The sequence below is a fragment of the Loktanella sp. PT4BL genome, assembly GCF_003201935.1.
Lineage (GTDB): Bacteria > Pseudomonadota > Alphaproteobacteria > Rhodobacterales > Rhodobacteraceae > Yoonia.
This window is the reverse complement of the sequence record NZ_QJJL01000001.1, coordinates 1-18,234: the sequence shown is the minus strand read 5'-3', so window position 1 is coordinate 18,234 and position 18,234 is coordinate 1. Positions and strand designations below refer to the sequence as shown.

Annotated in this window: 17 protein-coding genes, 1 tRNA gene and 1 pseudogene; 10 read left to right on the top strand and 9 right to left on the bottom strand. The window is 54.6% G+C overall.

Translation table 11 applies throughout. The annotated features are described in order from the left end of the window. Nucleotides 1-14: 14 nt before the first annotated feature. Nucleotides 15-2,057 carry a putative bifunctional diguanylate cyclase/phosphodiesterase gene (locus C7964_RS00095; protein ID WP_110277699.1) on the bottom strand — a complete coding sequence of 681 codons (2,043 nt, stop codon included), beginning with the start codon at nt 2,055-2,057 and terminating at the stop codon, nt 15-17. A gap of 65 nt (nt 2,058-2,122) precedes the next feature. Further along, complete coding sequence (locus C7964_RS00090; RefSeq protein WP_502693545.1) at nt 2,123-2,728, bottom strand: HD domain-containing protein; 606 nt, start codon at nt 2,726-2,728, stop codon at nt 2,123-2,125. Between the two features lie 214 nt (nt 2,729-2,942). Between C7964_RS00090 and ahcY the strand changes: the two genes are divergently transcribed. Together ahcY and C7964_RS00080 are read left to right on the top strand one after the other, a co-directional pair. Continuing rightward, nucleotides 2,943-4,328 (top strand): adenosylhomocysteinase, encoded by a 1,386-nt coding sequence (ahcY, locus tag C7964_RS00085; protein ID WP_110277698.1) that lies wholly within the window; start codon nt 2,943-2,945, stop codon nt 4,326-4,328. 96 nt (nt 4,329-4,424) lie between these two features. Next, nucleotides 4,425-5,117: an extensin-like domain-containing protein gene (locus C7964_RS00080; protein WP_286163670.1), complete on the top strand. Its 693-nt coding sequence runs from the start codon at nt 4,425-4,427 to the stop codon at nt 5,115-5,117. Nucleotides 5,118-5,176: 59 nt separating this feature from the next. Here C7964_RS00080 and C7964_RS00075 read toward each other — a convergent pair whose 3' ends face one another. Beyond that, a complete protein-coding gene (locus C7964_RS00075) occupies nt 5,177-5,704 on the bottom strand; it encodes an outer membrane protein (protein ID WP_110277696.1) in 528 nt (175 codons plus the stop codon). 248 nt (nt 5,705-5,952) lie between these two features. Here C7964_RS00075 and C7964_RS00070 point away from each other — a divergent pair, with 248 nt between their 5' ends. Beyond that, nucleotides 5,953-6,294, top strand: coding sequence for a DUF2853 family protein (locus tag C7964_RS00070; protein WP_110277695.1), 342 nt, complete (start codon nt 5,953-5,955; stop codon nt 6,292-6,294). A 241-nt stretch (nt 6,295-6,535) separates the two neighbouring features. Here C7964_RS00070 and C7964_RS00065 read toward each other — a convergent pair whose 3' ends face one another. From C7964_RS00065 to tsaD, 4 genes are read right to left on the bottom strand one after another with little or no spacing between them, the layout of a single operon-like run. Beyond that, the gene (locus C7964_RS00065; RefSeq protein WP_110277694.1) at nt 6,536-6,955 is read right to left on the bottom strand and encodes an EVE domain-containing protein; all 420 of its coding nucleotides are present in this window, start codon (nt 6,953-6,955) and stop codon (nt 6,536-6,538) included. Beyond that, entirely contained in the window at nt 6,955-7,227 is a 273-nt protein-coding gene (locus tag C7964_RS00060; protein ID WP_110277693.1) for a YciI family protein, read from the bottom strand. The genes C7964_RS00065 and C7964_RS00060 overlap by 1 nt, the downstream gene beginning before the upstream one ends. Continuing rightward, complete coding sequence (locus tag C7964_RS00055; RefSeq protein ID WP_110277692.1) at nt 7,228-8,190, bottom strand: NAD(P)H-dependent glycerol-3-phosphate dehydrogenase; 963 nt, start codon at nt 8,188-8,190, stop codon at nt 7,228-7,230. Further along, entirely contained in the window at nt 8,187-9,269 is a 1,083-nt protein-coding gene (gene tsaD, locus C7964_RS00050) for a tRNA (adenosine(37)-N6)-threonylcarbamoyltransferase complex transferase subunit TsaD (protein WP_110277691.1), read from the bottom strand. Before tsaD ends, C7964_RS00055 begins: the two co-directional genes overlap by 4 nt. Nucleotides 9,270-9,336: 67 nt before the next feature. Here tsaD and C7964_RS00045 point away from each other — a divergent pair, with 67 nt between their 5' ends. The 7 genes and pseudogenes from C7964_RS00045 to C7964_RS19730 all read left to right on the top strand — a co-directional run bounded on the left by C7964_RS00045 (nt 9,337) and on the right by C7964_RS19730 (nt 15,400). Beyond that, nucleotides 9,337-10,047, top strand: a complete 711-nt coding sequence (locus C7964_RS00045) for a uroporphyrinogen-III synthase (protein WP_110277690.1) — start codon at nt 9,337-9,339, stop codon at nt 10,045-10,047. Between the two features lie 192 nt (nt 10,048-10,239). After that, on the top strand, nt 10,240-11,319 hold the full coding sequence (locus C7964_RS00040; RefSeq protein ID WP_286163669.1) for a COG4223 family protein: 1,080 nt from the start codon (nt 10,240-10,242) through the stop codon (nt 11,317-11,319). A gap of 11 nt (nt 11,320-11,330) precedes the next feature. Further along, nucleotides 11,331-12,779 (top strand): heme biosynthesis protein HemY, encoded by a 1,449-nt coding sequence (locus tag C7964_RS00035; RefSeq protein WP_110277688.1) that lies wholly within the window; start codon nt 11,331-11,333, stop codon nt 12,777-12,779. A 139-nt stretch (nt 12,780-12,918) separates the two neighbouring features. Further along, nucleotides 12,919-12,994, top strand: a tRNA-Thr gene (locus C7964_RS00030). A 619-nt stretch (nt 12,995-13,613) separates the two neighbouring features. Then, a pseudogene (locus tag C7964_RS00025) lies at nt 13,614-14,144 on the top strand (IS3 family transposase); the annotation flags it as partial. A gap of 350 nt (nt 14,145-14,494) precedes the next feature. After that, nucleotides 14,495-14,689, top strand: coding sequence for a hypothetical protein (locus C7964_RS00020; protein WP_110277687.1), 195 nt, complete (start codon nt 14,495-14,497; stop codon nt 14,687-14,689). 189 nt (nt 14,690-14,878) lie between these two features. Next, on the top strand, nt 14,879-15,400 hold the full coding sequence (locus tag C7964_RS19730; RefSeq protein ID WP_146214811.1) for a hypothetical protein: 522 nt from the start codon (nt 14,879-14,881) through the stop codon (nt 15,398-15,400). On the opposite strand, the gene C7964_RS00010 is transcribed toward C7964_RS19730, so the two are convergent. After that, the gene (locus tag C7964_RS00010; RefSeq protein WP_110277685.1) at nt 15,392-15,634 is read right to left on the bottom strand and encodes a hypothetical protein; all 243 of its coding nucleotides are present in this window, start codon (nt 15,632-15,634) and stop codon (nt 15,392-15,394) included. The genes C7964_RS19730 and C7964_RS00010 overlap by 9 nt on opposite strands. A 197-nt stretch (nt 15,635-15,831) precedes the next feature. Next, entirely contained in the window at nt 15,832-18,021 is a 2,190-nt protein-coding gene (locus tag C7964_RS00005; protein WP_110277684.1) for a calcium-binding protein, read from the bottom strand. Between the last annotated feature and the right edge of the window lie 213 nt (nt 18,022-18,234).

Here is an 18,234-nt window from a genome sequence, read left to right as displayed (position 1 = left end):
AATCCTCAAGGGCTTCATGCGATCCTTGCGATTTCGGGCCCTGCTTTCAGTTTGCTTTTGGCATTGGCAGAAAGCCAGGTTGTAAACGCTGCGGGTGGCATCGGCCTCCCAAAGCCATAGCCTTGTCCGATACCGCACCCTCGCTCGCTGAGATGTATTGCTTGGGCGTTTTCCTCAACACCTTCGGCAACGACATGCAGCCCGAGTTCGGCGGCAAGTGCCAGAATTGCGCGCACGACACTGTCCGCGGCCTGATCCGGCAGCGGGGTAATCAGCGACCGGTCAAGCTTGAGTCCCGCCAATGGCAGCTGTGTCAGTTTTGAAAGCGACGCATAGCCGGTTCCGAAATCATCGAGTTCGAGTGAGATTCCACACTCTGCAAGGCTGTCTATGTTGATCGATGCGAGATCATCCTTGCCATTGATCAAGGTCGTTTCAAGCACCTCGATCACGACCTGATCCGCATCAAGGCCGGAACGATGGAGCGTGCGCAGAAACCGTTCGATCAGATAGGGATCGGAAATGGTGTCTGGTGCTGCGTTCAATGAGATAAGAGGCCGCCAAACTTCTTCATCTTGCCAACCGCGCGCCAGATCCATGGCCGATTTCCAGACAGCGTGGTCAAGATCAATCATCATGCCGGCACGTTCAGCGGCAGGCAGAAAGATGTCGGGGGTGAGTAGTCCGCGGGTGGGGTGCCGCCAGCGCACCAGGACTTCGGCACCATGTAGCCTCCCGTCTGAAAGGCGCACTTGTGGCTGAAACCACGGTTCGAGTTCGCCGTTCCGGATTGCATCCGGCAGGTCCAGTTGCAGTTGTTGCATCATGCCAAGATCATCCCGCAGATGTTGGGTAAAGGCCTGTGCCTTCTTCCCACCCGTGTTCTTGGCAAACTGAAGTGCGATCTCTGCATCGGCCAGTAAATCATGTGTTTGACTGCCACAGCCATCAATCGTGAGGTATCCGATGCTGGCTTTAACCGGAATGCGCCGCCCCGATATTTCAAAGGGTTCATTCAATGATGCGAAAATCCGTTTAATGAGGTATTCACTTGCTTCGTTGGAGATGAGAACAAATTCGTCGCCTCCGACATGTGCAACCAGATGCTCAGAATCGACACAGCTCTTCAATGCATTGCTTACAGCGATCAAAAGCGCGTCACCATAATCGTGGCCGATTGTGTCGTTGATCGACTTAAAGTCATCAAGACCGACGAGCAGTAGGCTCCATTCATCAGTCCGTTTGTCAAACTTGATACCGTCAAGATACTCGATCAGAGAGCGGCGGTTTGGCAAACCGGTCAAGGGGTCATGCCGCACTATATGTTCCAGCTGCGCGTTCATTTTCTTCAGCTTCTCTTGGGACGTGCGCAGCTCGTTGGTGGTCTTTCGCATCGACTTTAAGCTGGACACCACGGATATCTGCGCAGGCCGGAAGATGAAAAGCGCTTCTGCAAGCAAGACAAGGCCAGATGCCAGAAGCATGGCTTTCTGTTGGATCTGGAAGCGGGTTGCCTCGGCCTTGAACCTTGCGCTGATGACACTTGACACTTCAAGCAGATCGTCGTGCAGGCCACTTTGCTCATAGACATATTTGAGGCGAAGGTTCAGACCGAAGCGCCGATCAGGAGGCGCCGCTGCAAATTCTTTGGCGACAGCCAGGAACGATATCGTTTTCTGATGCAGGGGCTGGGTTGCGTTGACAAGGTTGTCGTCAAAAAGATGCCAGTTGGGTTGTGATGCCCGCAAGTCGGCATAGACGGCTTCAAAATTCAGCACGGCATTATCGAATTCGGCAAGATCCGCAGCATTGGCGCCAACCAATCCGTCGGATATCGCGATGATGTCTTGGGCGGCCAGCACCTGACCATTGCTGCGTTTGATGGCCTGCGCCGCTAAAAGGCCCCGTTCGACCATGGCACGGTTCTGTAAAAAGCTGAAGATGATGAGACACAGGACAATCATGAGCGCCAAGCAGTAGTGCGCCCATAGCCTCTCGGGCTTGCGTAATAAGAAGGGCCGCCTGATCACCCCAAGCGGATTGTACTTCCAGCGCATTCTTCATCCCTGCAGCGTTGTCTGCCGAGTATGCGCCGAGAGTCCTTAAGCAAGCGTTGCGCTTTTTAATCAAACGAGAGAGCGGCCGCCAGTTTGTGATAGTGCGCAGTATAATCGTCGCGCACAGCTACAGGTGGGCGCAACCTGATCTGGAGGCTTCCTGCCAGTTCAGGATTCTGTTTTCCGAAGTACTTATCGGCCTCTGCCTGTGTGAATCCGGCGATCTGGATCGCCTCGAGCCAAGCAGAGAGCTTATCGGCTTTCTTGATCTGCTTTTTCACCGCAACAGGTATTTGTGCGGGTAGGCCGAACCGGAGATGGATCGCTGCAGTCAAACGGTCATCCAGCAGACCGTAATCCGGACCAACAGCCGCCTTGACTGGGCTAATCATGTCGCCAATGACGTATTCTGGTGCATCGTGCAGCAGAGCCGCCAGCTGCCATTTGACCGGTGCTTTCGGTTGCTGACGTGTGAAGATTTCAGTGACCAAGAGCGAATGTTCGGCCACCGAATAGGCAAAGTCACCCTTTGTCTGTCCGTTCCAGCGCGCCACAAAGGCAAGGCCGTGTGCGATATCCTCAATCTCGATATCGACAGGTGTCGGATCCAGAAGATCGAGCCTGCGTCCGGATAACATACGCTGCCATGCGCGGGGTTGGGCTTTGGGCATAGTGGCTCCTTCGTTCAGCAACCTCTGACATACTGGGGTGTCTGCAAATCGTAAACCATCGTGTGGTTTGCATCATCCGTCTTGGCATGAACTTTCCTGCCTTTAAGTGTTCGTAAGTGATTGTCACTTAGGCGCGACACTGCTGCCATTGTCGCAGGGGGAAACCCCTGCTATCAGCGCTTCAAATTGATTAACGCCCGCCGAGGAGGCAGTAATGAAAGACTATATTGTCAAGGATATCGCCCTTGCAGAATTTGGCCGCAAAGAGCTTGATATTGCGGAAACAGAAATGCCGGGTCTGATGGCGCTGCGCGAAGAGTATGGCGACAAGAAGCCTCTCAAAGGTGCGCGCATTGTGGGGTCGCTCCACATGACGATCCAGACTGCGGTTCTGATCGAAACACTGGTTGAGCTGGGTGCCGACGTGCGCTGGGCATCTTGCAACATCTTCTCGACCCAGGATCACGCTGCCGCGGCAATTGCGGCGGGCGGCACGCCGGTTTTCGCGATCAAGGGACAGTCGCTGGAAGAGCATTGGGACTATCTGGACAAGTCCTTCATGTTCCCGGAAGGCGCTAACATGATCCTCGATGATGGCGGTGACGCCACGCTTTACGTTCTGCTGGGCGCACGTGCCGAAGCGGGCGAAGAGATCATCCCTGTGCCCCAGTCCGAAGAAGAAGCGGTGATCAAGGCACAGATTGCCAAACGTATGGCGGCCAGCCCGGGCTGGTTCACTAAAACGCGCGATGCGATCAAGGGCGTGTCCGAGGAAACAACGACCGGTGTTCACCGCCTTTACGACCTGCACAAGAACGGCCAGTTGCCTTTCCCGGCGATCAATGTGAACGACAGCGTCACCAAATCGAAGTTCGACAACAAATACGGCTGCAAGGAATCGCTGGTTGACGGCATCCGCCGCGCCACTGACACCATGATGGCCGGTAAGGTTGCTGTTGTCTGCGGTTATGGCGATGTGGGCAAAGGCTCTGCCGCGTCACTTGCCGGTGCCGGTGCCCGCGTGAAGGTGACGGAAGTGGACCCGATTTGCGCATTGCAGGCGGCAATGGACGGTTTCGAAGTGGTTCTGTTGGAGGACGTGCTGGACAGCGCGGACATCTTTATCACGACCACCGGCAACAAGGACGTGATCCGCATCGAGCATATGCGCGAGATGAAGGATATGGCGATTGTCGGCAACATCGGCCACTTCGACAATGAAATTCAGGTCGCGGCGCTCAAGAACCACAAGTGGACCAACATCAAAGAACAGGTCGACATGATCGAGATGCCCTCCGGCAACCGTCTGATCCTGCTCTCCGAGGGGCGTTTGCTGAACCTTGGTAACGCCACGGGCCACCCGTCTTTCGTGATGTCCGCGTCCTTTACCAACCAGGTGCTGGCGCAGATGGAACTTTGGAACAATGGCGACGCCTACGAAGTTGGCGTGCACATCCTGCCCAAGCGTCTTGATGAAAAGGTCGCACGTCTGCACCTTGCGCGGATCGGAGTGAAATTGACCGAGCTGAAGAAAGATCAGGCGGACTATATCGGCGTCACCGTCGAAGGCCCGTTCAAGCCTGAACACTACCGGTACTAACCCTTTATGCGGCATGCCAAACGTCAGCAGATGGCGCAGCAGGCCGCGCAAAGGCATGGAAAGAAGAAGCAACGCAGTTGGGCCCTGATAAGCGGTTTGGCTGCGTTTTTCTTTGCGGGGGCGCTGGCCTTTGGTGTGTATCAGGTGCTCGTCCATCCCGAGACACCCCTGCCGCGTGAGTGGAACCCGACGGTGCCGTTGCAGATCAGCGATCCGGTGACACCGCTCACGGGATGGAAGCTCAATCGTGCAGCAGCGGATCAGGTGCAATGCCTTGCGACACTGGACGGTTTCGCAAGCTTGCAACCGCTTGATCCGCTTGAGGAAAGTGACCAGTGCTTTATCCGCGACCGCGTTGATCTGCGGGGCGTGGGCGATGCGCGGGTGTTCCCGATTGAAACGCGTTGCGCGATCGCCCTGCGGTTGGCGATGTGGGAAACGCATAGCGTACAGCCCGCCGCAGCAGAATTTCTGCAGACATCTGTCACCGCCATTGACCATATCGGCAGCTACAATTGTCGTACAATTCGCACCGGAAACGGCCCCTCCACGCGGATGAGCACACATGCGACCGCGGATGCGATTGATATTGCGGGGTTTCAGCTGGCCGATGGGGGGCAGGTCAGGCTCTTGGCAGACTGGGAACCACCCGGTCGCAGGGCGGACTTCCTGCGCGCGGTGCGGGATGGCGCGTGCGACTGGTTCAGCCTGACACTTTCACCTGACTACAACCGTCTGCATGCTGATCACTTTCATCTGCAATCGCGCGGATGGGGCCTGTGCCGCTAAAAAAAAATTGGCGCGAGGTGCCCCTCGCGCCAGTCTTGGGAATGCTCTGTGAGGCCGGATTAGAAGTTAAAGCCGACGCGCAGACGCAGCGTGGTTACATCCACCTCGAGGTCATCATCTTCAAAGTTGTGGAACAGCAGTTCGCTACCGATCAACAGATTTTCGGACAGCTTCATGTCATAGCCGGCACCGACGAGAACGCCGCGACCGTCTTTGACTTCATTGGATGTCGCGCCAACAGCACCGACCACACCGTAAGCGAGACCGTTGCCAATGGGCGCACCGATGCGCGCCTTCAAGCGTGCTGTGCTTTCAACCTTCACTGCGCCATCTGCGATTTCGTAATTTGTGCCATCCAGATCAAATTCACCACCATAGACAATATTGCCCATTTGATAATTATAGCCCGCGAAGAAGCCAACGGATGAGCCGTCACCTTCGAGTTCGGCATCAGCAGCTTTTACCGTTGCGGTAATGTCTGAACCGCCGACGGTGAGACCACCATAGGCGCCGGTCCAATCCTGGGCCTGTGCCATAGCAGGTGCCAATGCGATTGCAGTGACGATGAGAAACTTATTTACTGACATAGTTGCGTCCTTGTTTGCTTGGGTTCCAAAGTTTTGGTGCAACAGTCACGTACCGGTCTGAGATCAAGTTTCAGCGCTCACACCGCTGTGATCACTCGTGATCCAGCGTTAAACAGCAATAGGGTGGTAAAACCCCGCCGATCGCGGGCTTTTTTCTTTACCAAAGTGGCGCAGTCCCGTTAACTTACGCGCATGGCTGCGACTTTGGCCGATTTTTAGAAACAAAAGACAACATCGGGGACAATCTCATGGGTAAAAGAGACGATTTGATTGCGAAGTATGCGGATGACTTGAAGAACAAATGTGGCATGTCGCCGGATATGGACCTTCTGACAAAGGTGACCATCGGCTGCGGCCCTGCAATCTACAACGCTGACGCCTCGACTGTTGCCGGTAGCCAGCCTGCCGAACTCGAAACGGTGAAGAACAACTTCCTTGTGAAGAAACTTGGCCTGAAAGACAGCCCCGAGCTTGACGCGGCCATCGCTTCTGTCCTCGATACCTATGGCCAGTCCGAGCGCAACAAATACCGTGCCGTTGTCTACTATATGCTGACCAAACACTTTGGCAAAGAAGCTGTCTACGGCTGAAAAACACGATTATTCGAAACGGAACGCCTGCCGCTGTGGCGGGCGTTCTGCGTTATGCTGTCGCATATCAGACCCATTTGAAATGTTTTTGAGACGCTAATTTGTTGCGTGGCCCTATGGTCAAACGCTAACACCAGTGCAGGCCAGAATGGTCGAACCGGAATCAATTGCGTGTGGTGGATGTGGAGCACGCGGGGTGAGAGAGGGTTCGGCCTATGCCGGGCCCTTTTTCATTGCATGCCTAAGCTTCGGTTTCACCCAAAGCGCAGATGATTTTCCATTCATCTTCGCTCACAGGTTGGACAGACAGACGCGAGTTATTCACAAGCACCATGTCTTTCAGGCGCGGATCCGCCTTGATCGTCTCCAGCGTGACGGGCTTGGTGAACGGGCGCAGGGCTTTCACATCAACGCAGTCCCAGCGCGGGTCATCCGTCGTCGTATCCGGATGCGCCTCTGCACAAACTTCGACAATCCCCACAATCTCAAGCCCTGTACGCGAGTGATAAAAGAACCCTTTCTCGCCCAGTTTCATCGCGCGCATGTTGTTGCGCGCCTGATAATTGCGTACGCCGTCCCATTGCTCGCCGGTATCGCCTTTGGCCACCTGCGCATCCCAGCCCCAGACATCGGGTTCGGACTTGAAGAGCCAATATGCCATCAGCCGATCACCTTTTTCCACGCGCGCAATGTGACCGCCTCAAACAGTCCTGCCTTGGCGTAGGGGTCATTGTCGGCCCAGGCCTGCGCCGCCGCCATATCCTCAACATCCAGCACGATCAGCGAACCGCACATCTGCCCGTCATCATCCAAAACAGGACCGGCCATTTCGACAACGCCGGTTTCGGCGATATAGGCCAAATGGGCCTCGCGGTTGTCCATGCGGGTTTGCAGGGCACCGGGTTTGTCTTTTGTCATCAGGGCAAAGCGCATTTATTCTTCCTTTAGAGGGCGTGAGAGAAGTGTGTTCAGAGCGGTCGCGACGTCTGTTTTGCCTTCGGTCAGGTCAGCCACAACAGCGCAGATAGGCATATCAATTCCAAGCTCTTGTGCCAATTGCCGCACAGCGCGGGCAGTGGCGACGCCTTCGACAGTCGTGGTCAGGTCAAAGTCAGCACCTGACCCGAGCGCCAGCCCATAGCGGTAGTTCCGCGACTGGTCCGAGGTGCAGGTCAGCACCAGATCACCGAAGCCGGATAGCCCCGCCAGCGTGTCTGGCTGCGCGCCCAAAGCCAGCGCAAGACGCTGCATTTCGGGAAATCCGCGGGTGATGAGCGCCGCGCGTGCGCTTTCGCCCAGTCTCGCGCCAATCGCCACGCCCGAGGCAATCGCCATGACGTTCTTCAAGGCACCGCCCAATTCCGCGCCAATAGTGTCTGTTGTGCGGTAAAGGCGGATACTGGTTGTGGAGAGGGCCGTTTGTAGCATGGCCCCCAATGCGTCATCGGCACAGGCCAAAGTCAGCGCCGTGGGCAGGCCGCGCGCGATATCGGCGGCAAAACTGGGACCAGTTAACATGGCCGCCTGCGCATGCGGTACCAGATCGCGGATCGTGCTGGCGGGGCCGGTCATGCGTTGCAGGTCGATGCCCTTGCAGCAGGCGACAAGGGTCTTGCCCGTTAGTGCCTCAACATTGGCCGTCAGAAAGGCGGGCAGCGTTTGCGCGGGGATCGCGATCAGGATCGTGTCACAGGCAAAAAGCGGCTCTAACGCTGCTGAAAAGGTCATATTTTGGGGGAGGGTGACACCGGGGAGCTTCGGGTTTTCACGGGTCTCCTGCATCTGCATGACGCGCTGCGCATCGCGCACCCAAAGATGGATTGTGTTTCCATCCAAGGCCAATGCGACACCCAAAGCGGTTCCGAACGCACCACCGCCTGCAATCCCGATTTTCATGCCTTCGCCCCCTTCTTGCCCGAGCCTAACATCGGGGCCGCACGTTTATCCAACGGCCAACGGGGCCTTGCTGAAAGCGTCAGGTCGTCTTGTTCGCCGGCCTGCATACGTTCCAGCCCCGCATAGGCGATCATTGCCGCGTTATCGGTGCACAGCCGGAGTGGTGGTGCGACAAAATCAGTCTCTAATCCGGCGCAAAGTGCCATTACTCCATCCCGCACAGCGGTGTTGGCCGCGACACCACCGGCAATCGCAAAAGCGGGTTTTTCCGGGTTCAGCGCCAGATAGGTGTCAAGCGCGCGACGGGACTTTTCAATCAGCACATCTGTGATCGCGGCCTGAAAGCTTGCACTCAGGTCGGCCTGATCCTGCGTGGCAAGCCCGCCTTTTTCCGCAACAACACTGTCGCGGGCGCGCAAGATCGCGGTTTTCAGACCAGAGAACGACATATCGCATCCGGGCTGGTTCAAGAGCGGGCGGGGCAGCGGAAAGCGCCGCGCATCACCGGTCTTTGCGGCCTTCTCTACTGATGGTCCACCGGGTTGTGGCAATCCCAGCAGCCGCGCGGTCTTGTCAAAAGCTTCGCCGGGGGCGTCGTCAATTGTGCCGCCGATCCGCTGAAAGCTGTCGTGGCCCGCCACGATCAGGAACTGGCAGTGTCCGCCCGAGACAAGCAGCATCAGATAAGGGTAGGTCAGCTGATCTGTCAGGCGCGGGGTCAGCGCGTGACCTGCCAGATGGTTGACGCCAATCAACGGCAGGCCGGTTGCGGCGGACAATCCCTTGGCGCACATCACACCGGAGAGCACCCCGCCAATCAGGCCGGGACCGGCGGTGACGGCAATGGCGTCGAGGTCGGCGAATGTGACGCCCGCCCCTGCCAGAGCTTCTTCAATACAGTGATCCAGCTTTTCCGCATGTGCCCTTGCGGCAATTTCCGGCACCACGCCGCCGAACTCCGCATGAAGCGCCGTTTGCCCGTAAACGACCGAGGCCAGTACATCGCAATCCCGCACCACAGCCGCCGCGGTATCATCGCAGCTGCTTTCAATGCCAAGGATCGTCAAAGAGCGTGTCATAGCGCTTCCGGTTGCGTGTTGTTCTGTCGCAGGTAACACTGCCGGAACGCGCAAACAATGGTGCAGCATGACCGCAACAATGATCCTGACCCGCCCACAGGCGCAAAGCGATAGCTTTGCCGCCGAGATTGCTGCGCGCTGGTCAGCGCCGCTAGAGGTGGTGATATCACCCTTGATGCTGATCGTCCCGCTGACCCCACGGATTGATTCCGTTGATGCGGTGATCTTCACGTCTGCCCATGGGGTTGAAGCTGCCCAACGGCTGAATATTCCAAAGGGAATTCCTGCGTGGTGTGTGGGCGAGAAGACCGGTGCCTTGGCACAAGAGGCCGGTTTTGTGCCGCATATCGGGTCGGGTGATGCGGATGGATTGATTGCCAGCATGATTGCGGCACGGCCACAAGGCCGCCTTGTGCATCTGCGTGGCAAACATACGCGCGGGGCGGTCAAGGATCGGTTGCGCGCGGCAGGGTTGGATTGCGCGGATGTCATTGCCTACGATCAGCAACCCCAGATGCTGAATAATGATGCAAAACGCGCCCTTGATGCGCAGGAACCGGTCATCTTCCCCCTGTTTTCCCCGCGCACAGCCACCATATTGCGCAAGCAGGGGCCTTTTTTCGCGCCTGTGCATGTGATTGCGCTAAGTCAAGCCGTGGCCGAGGCTTTCGGTTACGGATCAACGCGGCAGATAGCGGTGGCAAAGCACCCTGATATGCCCGCGATGTTGGATGCAACGCTGGATGCGCTGCATGCGCACTCTGGTCACAGGGCATAGGCAGGTGCTTTGCTTGAGGGTCCTGCGGATGCAAGATAGTCTAAACCTGACCTGTCTATATGGCAGGTAAGGCTCTGAGGGGGTGAAAACGTGGCAAAACAGCCAGCTAAGGGTCGAAAGACACCAGCGGAACCAAAGAATGCAGCAATTTCCGGCGAGGTCGCGTCCGAATCGGCTGTGGCTGGTAAGCCCATGGTTGATGCGATTCCGCCTGAAGTGCATGCCAAAACTGCGACATCCGTGCCGTCTGTTAAGCCTTCTGAAGCTGCGAAAGCGGCCGACACGCCCGCACCTGCGGAAACGCCCCAAGCGCCGGAAACGACAAAAACTGCCGCGCCCGCGCAACCAAAATCACAAGGTGGCGGGTTTTTCCCGCTTGTGCTGGGCGGGCTTCTTGCCGGTGTGATCGGGTTCGCCGTTGCATCGCTCACAACACCTGCCGCTGACACCACCCTTGTCGACCGGATCAGTGCGCAAGCGACACAGATCAGCCTGCTTGAACAGCGTATTGAGGCCGCCCCGCAGGTAGATTTGAGCGGCATTGAGGCCGCGCAAGCGGAGCTGGCGGTTCAGCTATCCGACATGCAGGCCCGCATTGATGAGCTCGCAGCGCGCCCTGCCACGACCGTGATTTCCGAAGCCACAGGCGAAGGTGTTTCTGCGGAACTGGACGCGCTGCGTGCGCAGATTGCAGAAATGACCAATGCGGCGCAAACCGAGTTGGAAGAGGCGCGCGCGGCTGCGGCCTCGATTGAGGAGAATGCCGCTGCTGCTGCGCGCAACGCCGCTGCGCGCGCTGCTTTGTCACGTGTCCAGACCGCACTGGAAAGCGGCGCGCCCATTGGTGCCGCCCTTGGTGATCTTGAGGCGGCTACCATGCAAAGTGCGCCTGCAGAATTGCTCGCGGTTCAGGACGGTGTGCCCACCCTTGCCAGCCTGCAAGACCAGTTCCCCGACGTTGCACGCGCTGCATTGGCCACGGCCCGCGCGGAAGGTGTCTCAGGTGAGGAGACAACAGGCTTTGGCGCGTTCCTGCGGAACCAGTTGGACGTGCGTTCCACTACGCCGCGCGAAGGCAGCAGTGCCGATGCGATCCTGTCCCGCGCCGAGGCCGCTGTGCGCTCTGGCCGCTTGTCCGATGCTTTGGCCGAGATCAGCGCCCTGCCCGAAGTAGCCCGTGCCGAAATGTCCGACTGGCTGGCGCAGGCCGAGCAACGTGCCGATGCGATTGCCGCAGTCGATATTCTTTCCACATCCCTTTCAGATAACTAAAGGCGAACCCTATGCTTTGGTCACTTACAAAAATTATAGCGTTTGTCCTCCTTGTCACGGCGCTGACCTACGGCGGCACGCAGTTGATGGAAGTGGACGGTGGCACGACGGTTGATGTTGCCGGTCAGGAATTCACGCTCAGCCCGCTCGAGATGGTCTTTGCCTTGGTTGCACTGGTCGTTGCGGTCTGGCTGGGGTTGAAGCTGATGGCGCTCTTGGTGGCCACGTTCAAATTCCTGAACGGCGATGAGACCGCAATATCGCGTTACTTTGACCGCAACCGCGAGCGGAAGGGATATGAAGCGCTGAGCGAGGGCATGATGGCGCTTGCCTCGGGTGAAGGGCATCTGGCGATGACCAAGGCGGCGCGGGCGGATAAATACCTCAAGCAACCGCAGCTGACCAACCTTCTGACAGCACAGGCCGCTGAAATGACGGGTGACCGGAAGACCGCAGAAGAGACATACAAGAAGCTGCTTGCAGATGACAAAACCCGCTTTGTGGGTGTGCGCGGCATCATGAAACAAAAGCTGGCCGAGGGCGACACCGACACCGCGATGGCGCTTGCGCAAAAGGCCTTTGCGCTGAAGCCCAAGCACGAAGAAACGCAGGATGTATTGCTGCGCTTGCAGGCCGAAAAATCGGACTGGGAAGGCGCACGCAAGACGCTGGGTGCCAAGTTGAAATCCGGTAGCCTGCCGCGCGATGTGCACAAGCGCCGCGATGCGGTGCTGGCGCTGTCACAGGCGCGCGATATTCTGGATGAAGGCAAAACCATTGAAGCCCGCGAAGCCGCAATCGAGGCAAACCGTCTTTCGCCCGATCTGATCCCTGCTGCGGTCATGGCAGCACGCGGATTTATCAGTGAAGGCAATGCGCGCTATGCGACACGTGTGTTGACCAAAGCATGGAACGCACAACCGCACCCGGATATCGCTGCCGCATTCGCAGAGATTGTTCCCGATGAGACACCTGACGCGCGGATCAAACGGTTCACCACTTTGACAAAGGCGACCGCCGACAACCCGGAAACCAAGATGTTGATGGCCGAACTGCAAATCTCGGCCGAGGATTTCCCCGCCGCCAAGCGTGCGCTTGGTGATCTGGTTGAAAAACAACCGACAGCGCGTGTTCTGACCCTTATGGCGGCCATTGAACGCGGCGAAGGTGCTGACGATTCCGTCGTACGCGGCTGGCTGACCAAAGCCTTGACGGCTCCGCGCGGCCCACAGTGGATTTGCGACAAATGCCAGCATATCCATGCGACATGGGGGCCAACTTGCGTCAACTGCGGTGCATTTGACACGCTCGCGTGGAAAACGCCGCCCATGAGCGAGGTGGCGATGCCTGCTGGCACCGAGATGTTACCGCTGATTGTGGGGCGCGCCGCTGACGCTGCGCTGCCTTCTACCGAGGTCGTCGAAGAAGCCGAGATCGTTGCGGGTGAGCCTCCGAAATAGCGATCGTTACGCCAGTTGTCCCGGTAGCCCTCAGGCGGGGCGGTCTCTTTAGAAGATGCGTAATTCGCGCCTTGTGACGGGAATGGCTTGCAAAATCGATTTGTCCACGGCAAATGGAAAAAGCTGGTAGCGCCTATTCGCCTCAATAGCTCAGCTGGTAGAGCAGGTCCTTCGTAAGGACAAGGTCGGGGGTTCGAGTCCCTCTTGAGGCACCATGTTTCATAATTTTATAAATTAAAAACAAACCCTTAACGTTTGTGGTTTTTTTAATCCCCCTATCTTCAACTATTGCACTCTCGCGGGTTTTTAAGGATGAGTGTACGTATGCTTAACAAAAAAGATTACTTCGAACGACAAGTTCATCGTTGGCTAACGAAAGAACCAAACCGCTTCCAAGTGTTATACATTCAAGCTATGTCCGTTGGAGACAGACTTAAACTGCCTAGATTCACTTGGCTTAATCGGCTTTATTGGTTCGTCAACACTTGTTTGGCAGTGTCCCCAGTCTTTGTGCTTTATGTTGCCTACGAGAAAGTCACCTTTTCTCAAGCTTAGACTGCTTTGAAGATTGTGGTGCCACTCGTGATTGCGAAGGACCTTGCGGCGTGGATGTTAGCGCGCAAAGCTAAAAATGGTACAATCGAGGAAGAAGAGTTGCGGGTCAGAACGAGCGACCTAATAAGCTCTGTCAACTCCAGTGGCACAGGGGTAATCCCCCCACTTATAGACTAGGCCTTCGAATAATAATTTCTTCATAAAACTGCCTCAAATCGAACAGAATTATGATCATCAATTCGTGGGTGAGTTGCATTCAGCAGCTCGCAGGTATCGAACCGCACGCGTCTCGATGAGGCCTTGCGCCCCGAGATCCGCCGTGTTTTGAAAGAGAACTGGCGCGTCTACGGCGTGCGCAAGATCTGGCACCAGTTGCGCCGCGAGGACTTCGATGCCGCCCGCTGCACAGTCGCCAGACTGATGAAGAGCATGGGTATCCAAGATGTTATCAGGGGCAAGCCGCATCGGACGACGATCGCTGACAAGAAGGCGCCGTGTCCACTGAACAAGGTGAACCGCCAGTTCTTTGTTCCAGCACCGAACATGCTGTCGGTGTCGGATTTCACCTATGTCGCCTTTGTCATTGATGCCTCTGCTCGCAAAATCGTTGGCTGGCGCGTCGGCAGCTTGGCGCATGCCGAGTTCGTTCTTGATGCTCTGGAACAGGCAGTACATGGCCTTCGCCGCGAAAAGGGCACGGGGCTGGTTCACCACAGCGACAGTAGCTCGCAATAACTGTCTATACGCTACACTGAGCGCTTGGCGGAGGCTCGTATTGAACCCTCGGTGGGCAGCGTCGGCGACAGTTACCACTGTGAGTATGGTATTGCGGCTTGATGGCCTGACCCATGTTACGATTGACTGCGTGTCATTGCGTTGAAGTGTCGACCGTCAAGTCGCCCCGGCAACCGGCGAGATGCGACCTTATAGAAGCCTGACGGTCGGCAGAAGCCGAAGCCAACTTCTATGCAAATCTGCAAACTCAAGGCATGGCCGCGTAACGAACGTCTATCGGCCTCCTGCTAATCCGGCGCGGTTTACCTGCGATTGATGCAACAGTCCCATTTGGAGGCTCCGGCTAACCTAGAGTGGTTCATTAACAAGTTATTAATAAGTACTAAGTATTGTTGAACAATCCTCACTAATGGGAGTTATTGTTCATGACGCGCGAAGAATTTCACCTGAATGCCAAGGTAGCAGCCGCAATTGCGCGCTCTGATGGGCTGTTTGACGCAGCTGAAGCGCTTGAGAAAATAGCGCTCTCATCATACGATCCCGCTCCAATTGCAGGGGCACGCTCCCCAGTGAATGATGATGTTATAATCAAACACCAAAAAACCAGCGAAATTACGTAAACTATTCATTTAAGCATTTAGTGTACTGTCTAAATACCATTTCATCATTAGAGGGTAGAAGCGATGGCAAGGTGTCTTTCGAGTGGAGGGGCCCGATATAATTGGCTGGTTTCGCCTCGGAAAGCCATCTTATGTAGCTGCCTAGTCATCTCAGCTTGCGGCGGCGCAGGGAGTTATTCAGCACCACAGTTGACCGAGCTTGAAGTGCTAAATGCATCCGCGAACTCGTTAATCTTAAGTTTTCAGCCGATTGACTTCACTGATCCCAGTCTAGTCCCTACCTTTGGGACCGCCGAATATGCGGGATACTTCTTGGGACAGCTGGCAAATACAAATGATGATTTGACGAATTCCTTATCTGGAAGGATGGCTATGCAGGTAGAGTTTGCAGCGTCAGAGATGATTTCCGGCACCGTATTTGGCATTCTCGACGACAATGGAGCTCCCGTATCTGGGCAAATCGACCTCTCGGGTGGTGTTCTACTTCGAGACGGCGATCCCAGTGTGGATGCAACACTAACATTCACTGGCGACGGCGTACTAACTGACATCAACTCAAACACAATTAACCTTGCGGTGGCATTTGAAGGTGATTTTTTGCGCGACGATTTCACCGGCATTGCAGGCGATGTACTAGGCCGCGCCGAGTTCGGCGGTACAAATCAAGCGCTCGGTGGCGTCTTCATAGTGAGCTTAGTCGATTTAGAATAGAATACCTTTGTAGGCTGAATTAAAAATTATGACTCTCCTTTTTTCATCATCACCATCATAGTCCATGGACGACAATTTTCTATCAATCAATCTCTCTGAGAGCAAATTGGTCATGATTTGATTGTAAGCATCGTCCAACGCATCTTCACATACGTGCAACCCCTTTTTTGATGTATAAGCTTTAAGATCTGAAAGTACATCAAGCATCCAGCTATGGGGGAGGTCATTTTGCATCACTATTCCTATCTAATACTAAACTAGGTCCATCCCTGGCTGACCTCTCACCTAGCTTTGTTATGATGACGATTATCTCTTAGAATCCCTTCCTATGGCTAAATTTACTGTGACCAAATCTGGTAAATGAAGTGTTACTCAAGAGGCAGCTATTGGGTATCTTTTGTAGGGGTTGACGATGTATGACCAGAACACCTTCAGAATGACAAATCTTCCATCTCGTTGAACTCAACTTCTGTCAGAATTGAGTCAAGATCAGTTAAACCATGAATTGTGAGTGAGTTCCCGTTGCCAAAATCGAACTCAATGGAGTTGCCTTGGTTCGTTGTGTCTATTTGCGCAAAGTCAGTTAGTTGACGCCCATCCAGCAGCGTCGTGTCGATCAAGAGTGTATCGACGCCAAGTGTAAAGTCATGGATCTGATCGTTGCCTTCTTTGAACACAAAGGTATCAAAGCCTCCCCCGCCCCAGAGCTCATCGTCGCCTGATCCTCCAAAGAGCAAATCATTTCCGGAGTGTCCGTAAATGGAATCGCCACCTTCGCCACCAAATAGGAGATCACCGTTCTGCCCTCCAACTTGATCAAAGTTGTCAACTCTGCCGCTACTGATGACACCTGTTCGCCCTGCACCTCCATCAATAATATCATCTCCGGCACCTCCGACAACAATGTCCGACATCTCACTGCCAATTATTGAGCCGCCGTCTGCAGTTGCCCAAAGAACCTCATAGTCATCCGCCCAGAAGACATCCTCTCCAAGAAATTCCGCGATGGACTCCGCTATACCAAAGCTGTTGCTGTCTTCCTTTTCGAGCGTGACCATGATGATCTCAAAATCCTGATCGAACGTAAGACTGATACTTCCGTTTTGAACGAGCGTATTCGAATAAGTAACGTTTGAAGCGCCACTTTGCGCACCTTCCAGCATATCAAGATTAACGACATCCACGCTCGAAAGGTCACCAAAAAGCCCAAGATCTACATTGAGACTGAACTCCGCACCGTCGAGACGCTCGACAGAGAAAAAAACAGTAAATGCGGTTTCGGTTTCAAAGGTGTAGCTTTTGTAGCCATCACTTGCGCCGCCTCCTTCACCCATGAAGTCAGCGCCCATCACGTTTTCGGTCATAAGCTTGATGAGAGCAGCCTTTGGCGAAAGATAGTCGGATAGCCGATCAGTGACGACTGATGACGGCATGTCATCATTGTAGCGGAATGCACCAACGACCCCCCATAGCGCAGCTCTATCTACACCAATTGTTAAGAAGTGAGATAGAACTTCAAGCGTATTAATTGCCGCAGCAGGGTCATAGGGAGATGAGGAACCATTACTGCTATCTGTACTCCAAGCAGAAACATAGTAGTCGATGTCATCAGGGTCCAACCCATACTCAGAAAATTGGGCGAGCCAATGATCGAGAATTAGATCGCGTTGCATTACGGGCAGCTCGGGATTGGCGAGCTCGTTTGAGTCTATCATCAGGTAGTGGTGCCGTAGCGCATCAATATGCTCAATCGAGTCGCCAAGGACACTGATCATCATCTCATCGATTGCGACCTGCCTTTCAGCATATGACATTCCTTGACTAGGGACGAAGCCCAGGCCCTCCAGCCCGTCAATCATGTCTACTGAATCGTCAAAGAAAGGATCAAAATAGCCAGAATCCAAAAGACTTATGAATTCAAAACTTCCCCGACCCATCTGAAATGCTATTTCATAGTTGATTCCTGAACCCTCAAGCTGTGCTGCGATTTCATCTATCATAACCTTGGCAATGAGCGCATACTCAATCGGATTTCCGTATGCTTCATTCCCGATTTCTAGAGTAATGGTCTCTGGATAGACACCATCGTTATAGTCTCCATTCTTTAACCTTTCGAGAAATACGCTTATATCAGAAATCGCTGCCAAAACAGCTTGATCGCGGACCTCTGGGTCTGAAAAGTCAGCGTTGTTGAAATATCGTTGAACCGGTATGATCAAAGCCAGCGATGATCCATTTTGAACAGCGAGATTGAGAGCTTGACTGAAGGTCCCTACGTCATCTCGTCTCAAATGGTGAAGTTCGTCATACTCAAGGGCGAGCGGACTTATGAGTTCTGGATGGGTTAAATCAAAAGCGAAGTTTGACCTATCCCCATTGAGCGCTTCCAAAGATACATCGTCGGTTCCAAGGCGAATTCTGCCATCCACGATGTACCCATGTTCGGAAACTGTACCTCCAGGAAAGCGAATGTTGGTCAACCCTAAATTTTCAACATGATCTTCAAAGTAATGAAAACCATAATTGTTTACTAGTATCGCTCCAAAGAAACCGCCACTCAATGTAGCTACTACTTCCATATTGGGGCTCGGGATGACGGGAGCTGTCGTTAAATTTGTCATGAAATCCACTCCTGCTTGGCATAGCAAGAAATGGGCTTCGAAAGTTACTGTAGTCTGAATTACGCTTGTCGAAATAATAAGACTGAGAGGCTCATTTATTATATTTTATGAACAAATTGTATGCGGTGGCCACGCCCCATTTATTTATCGGTTGCACGTTGTTGTGGCTGGTTGATGCGGAGGGCGGTCGGTAGCTCGTCAGGGACTACGAGA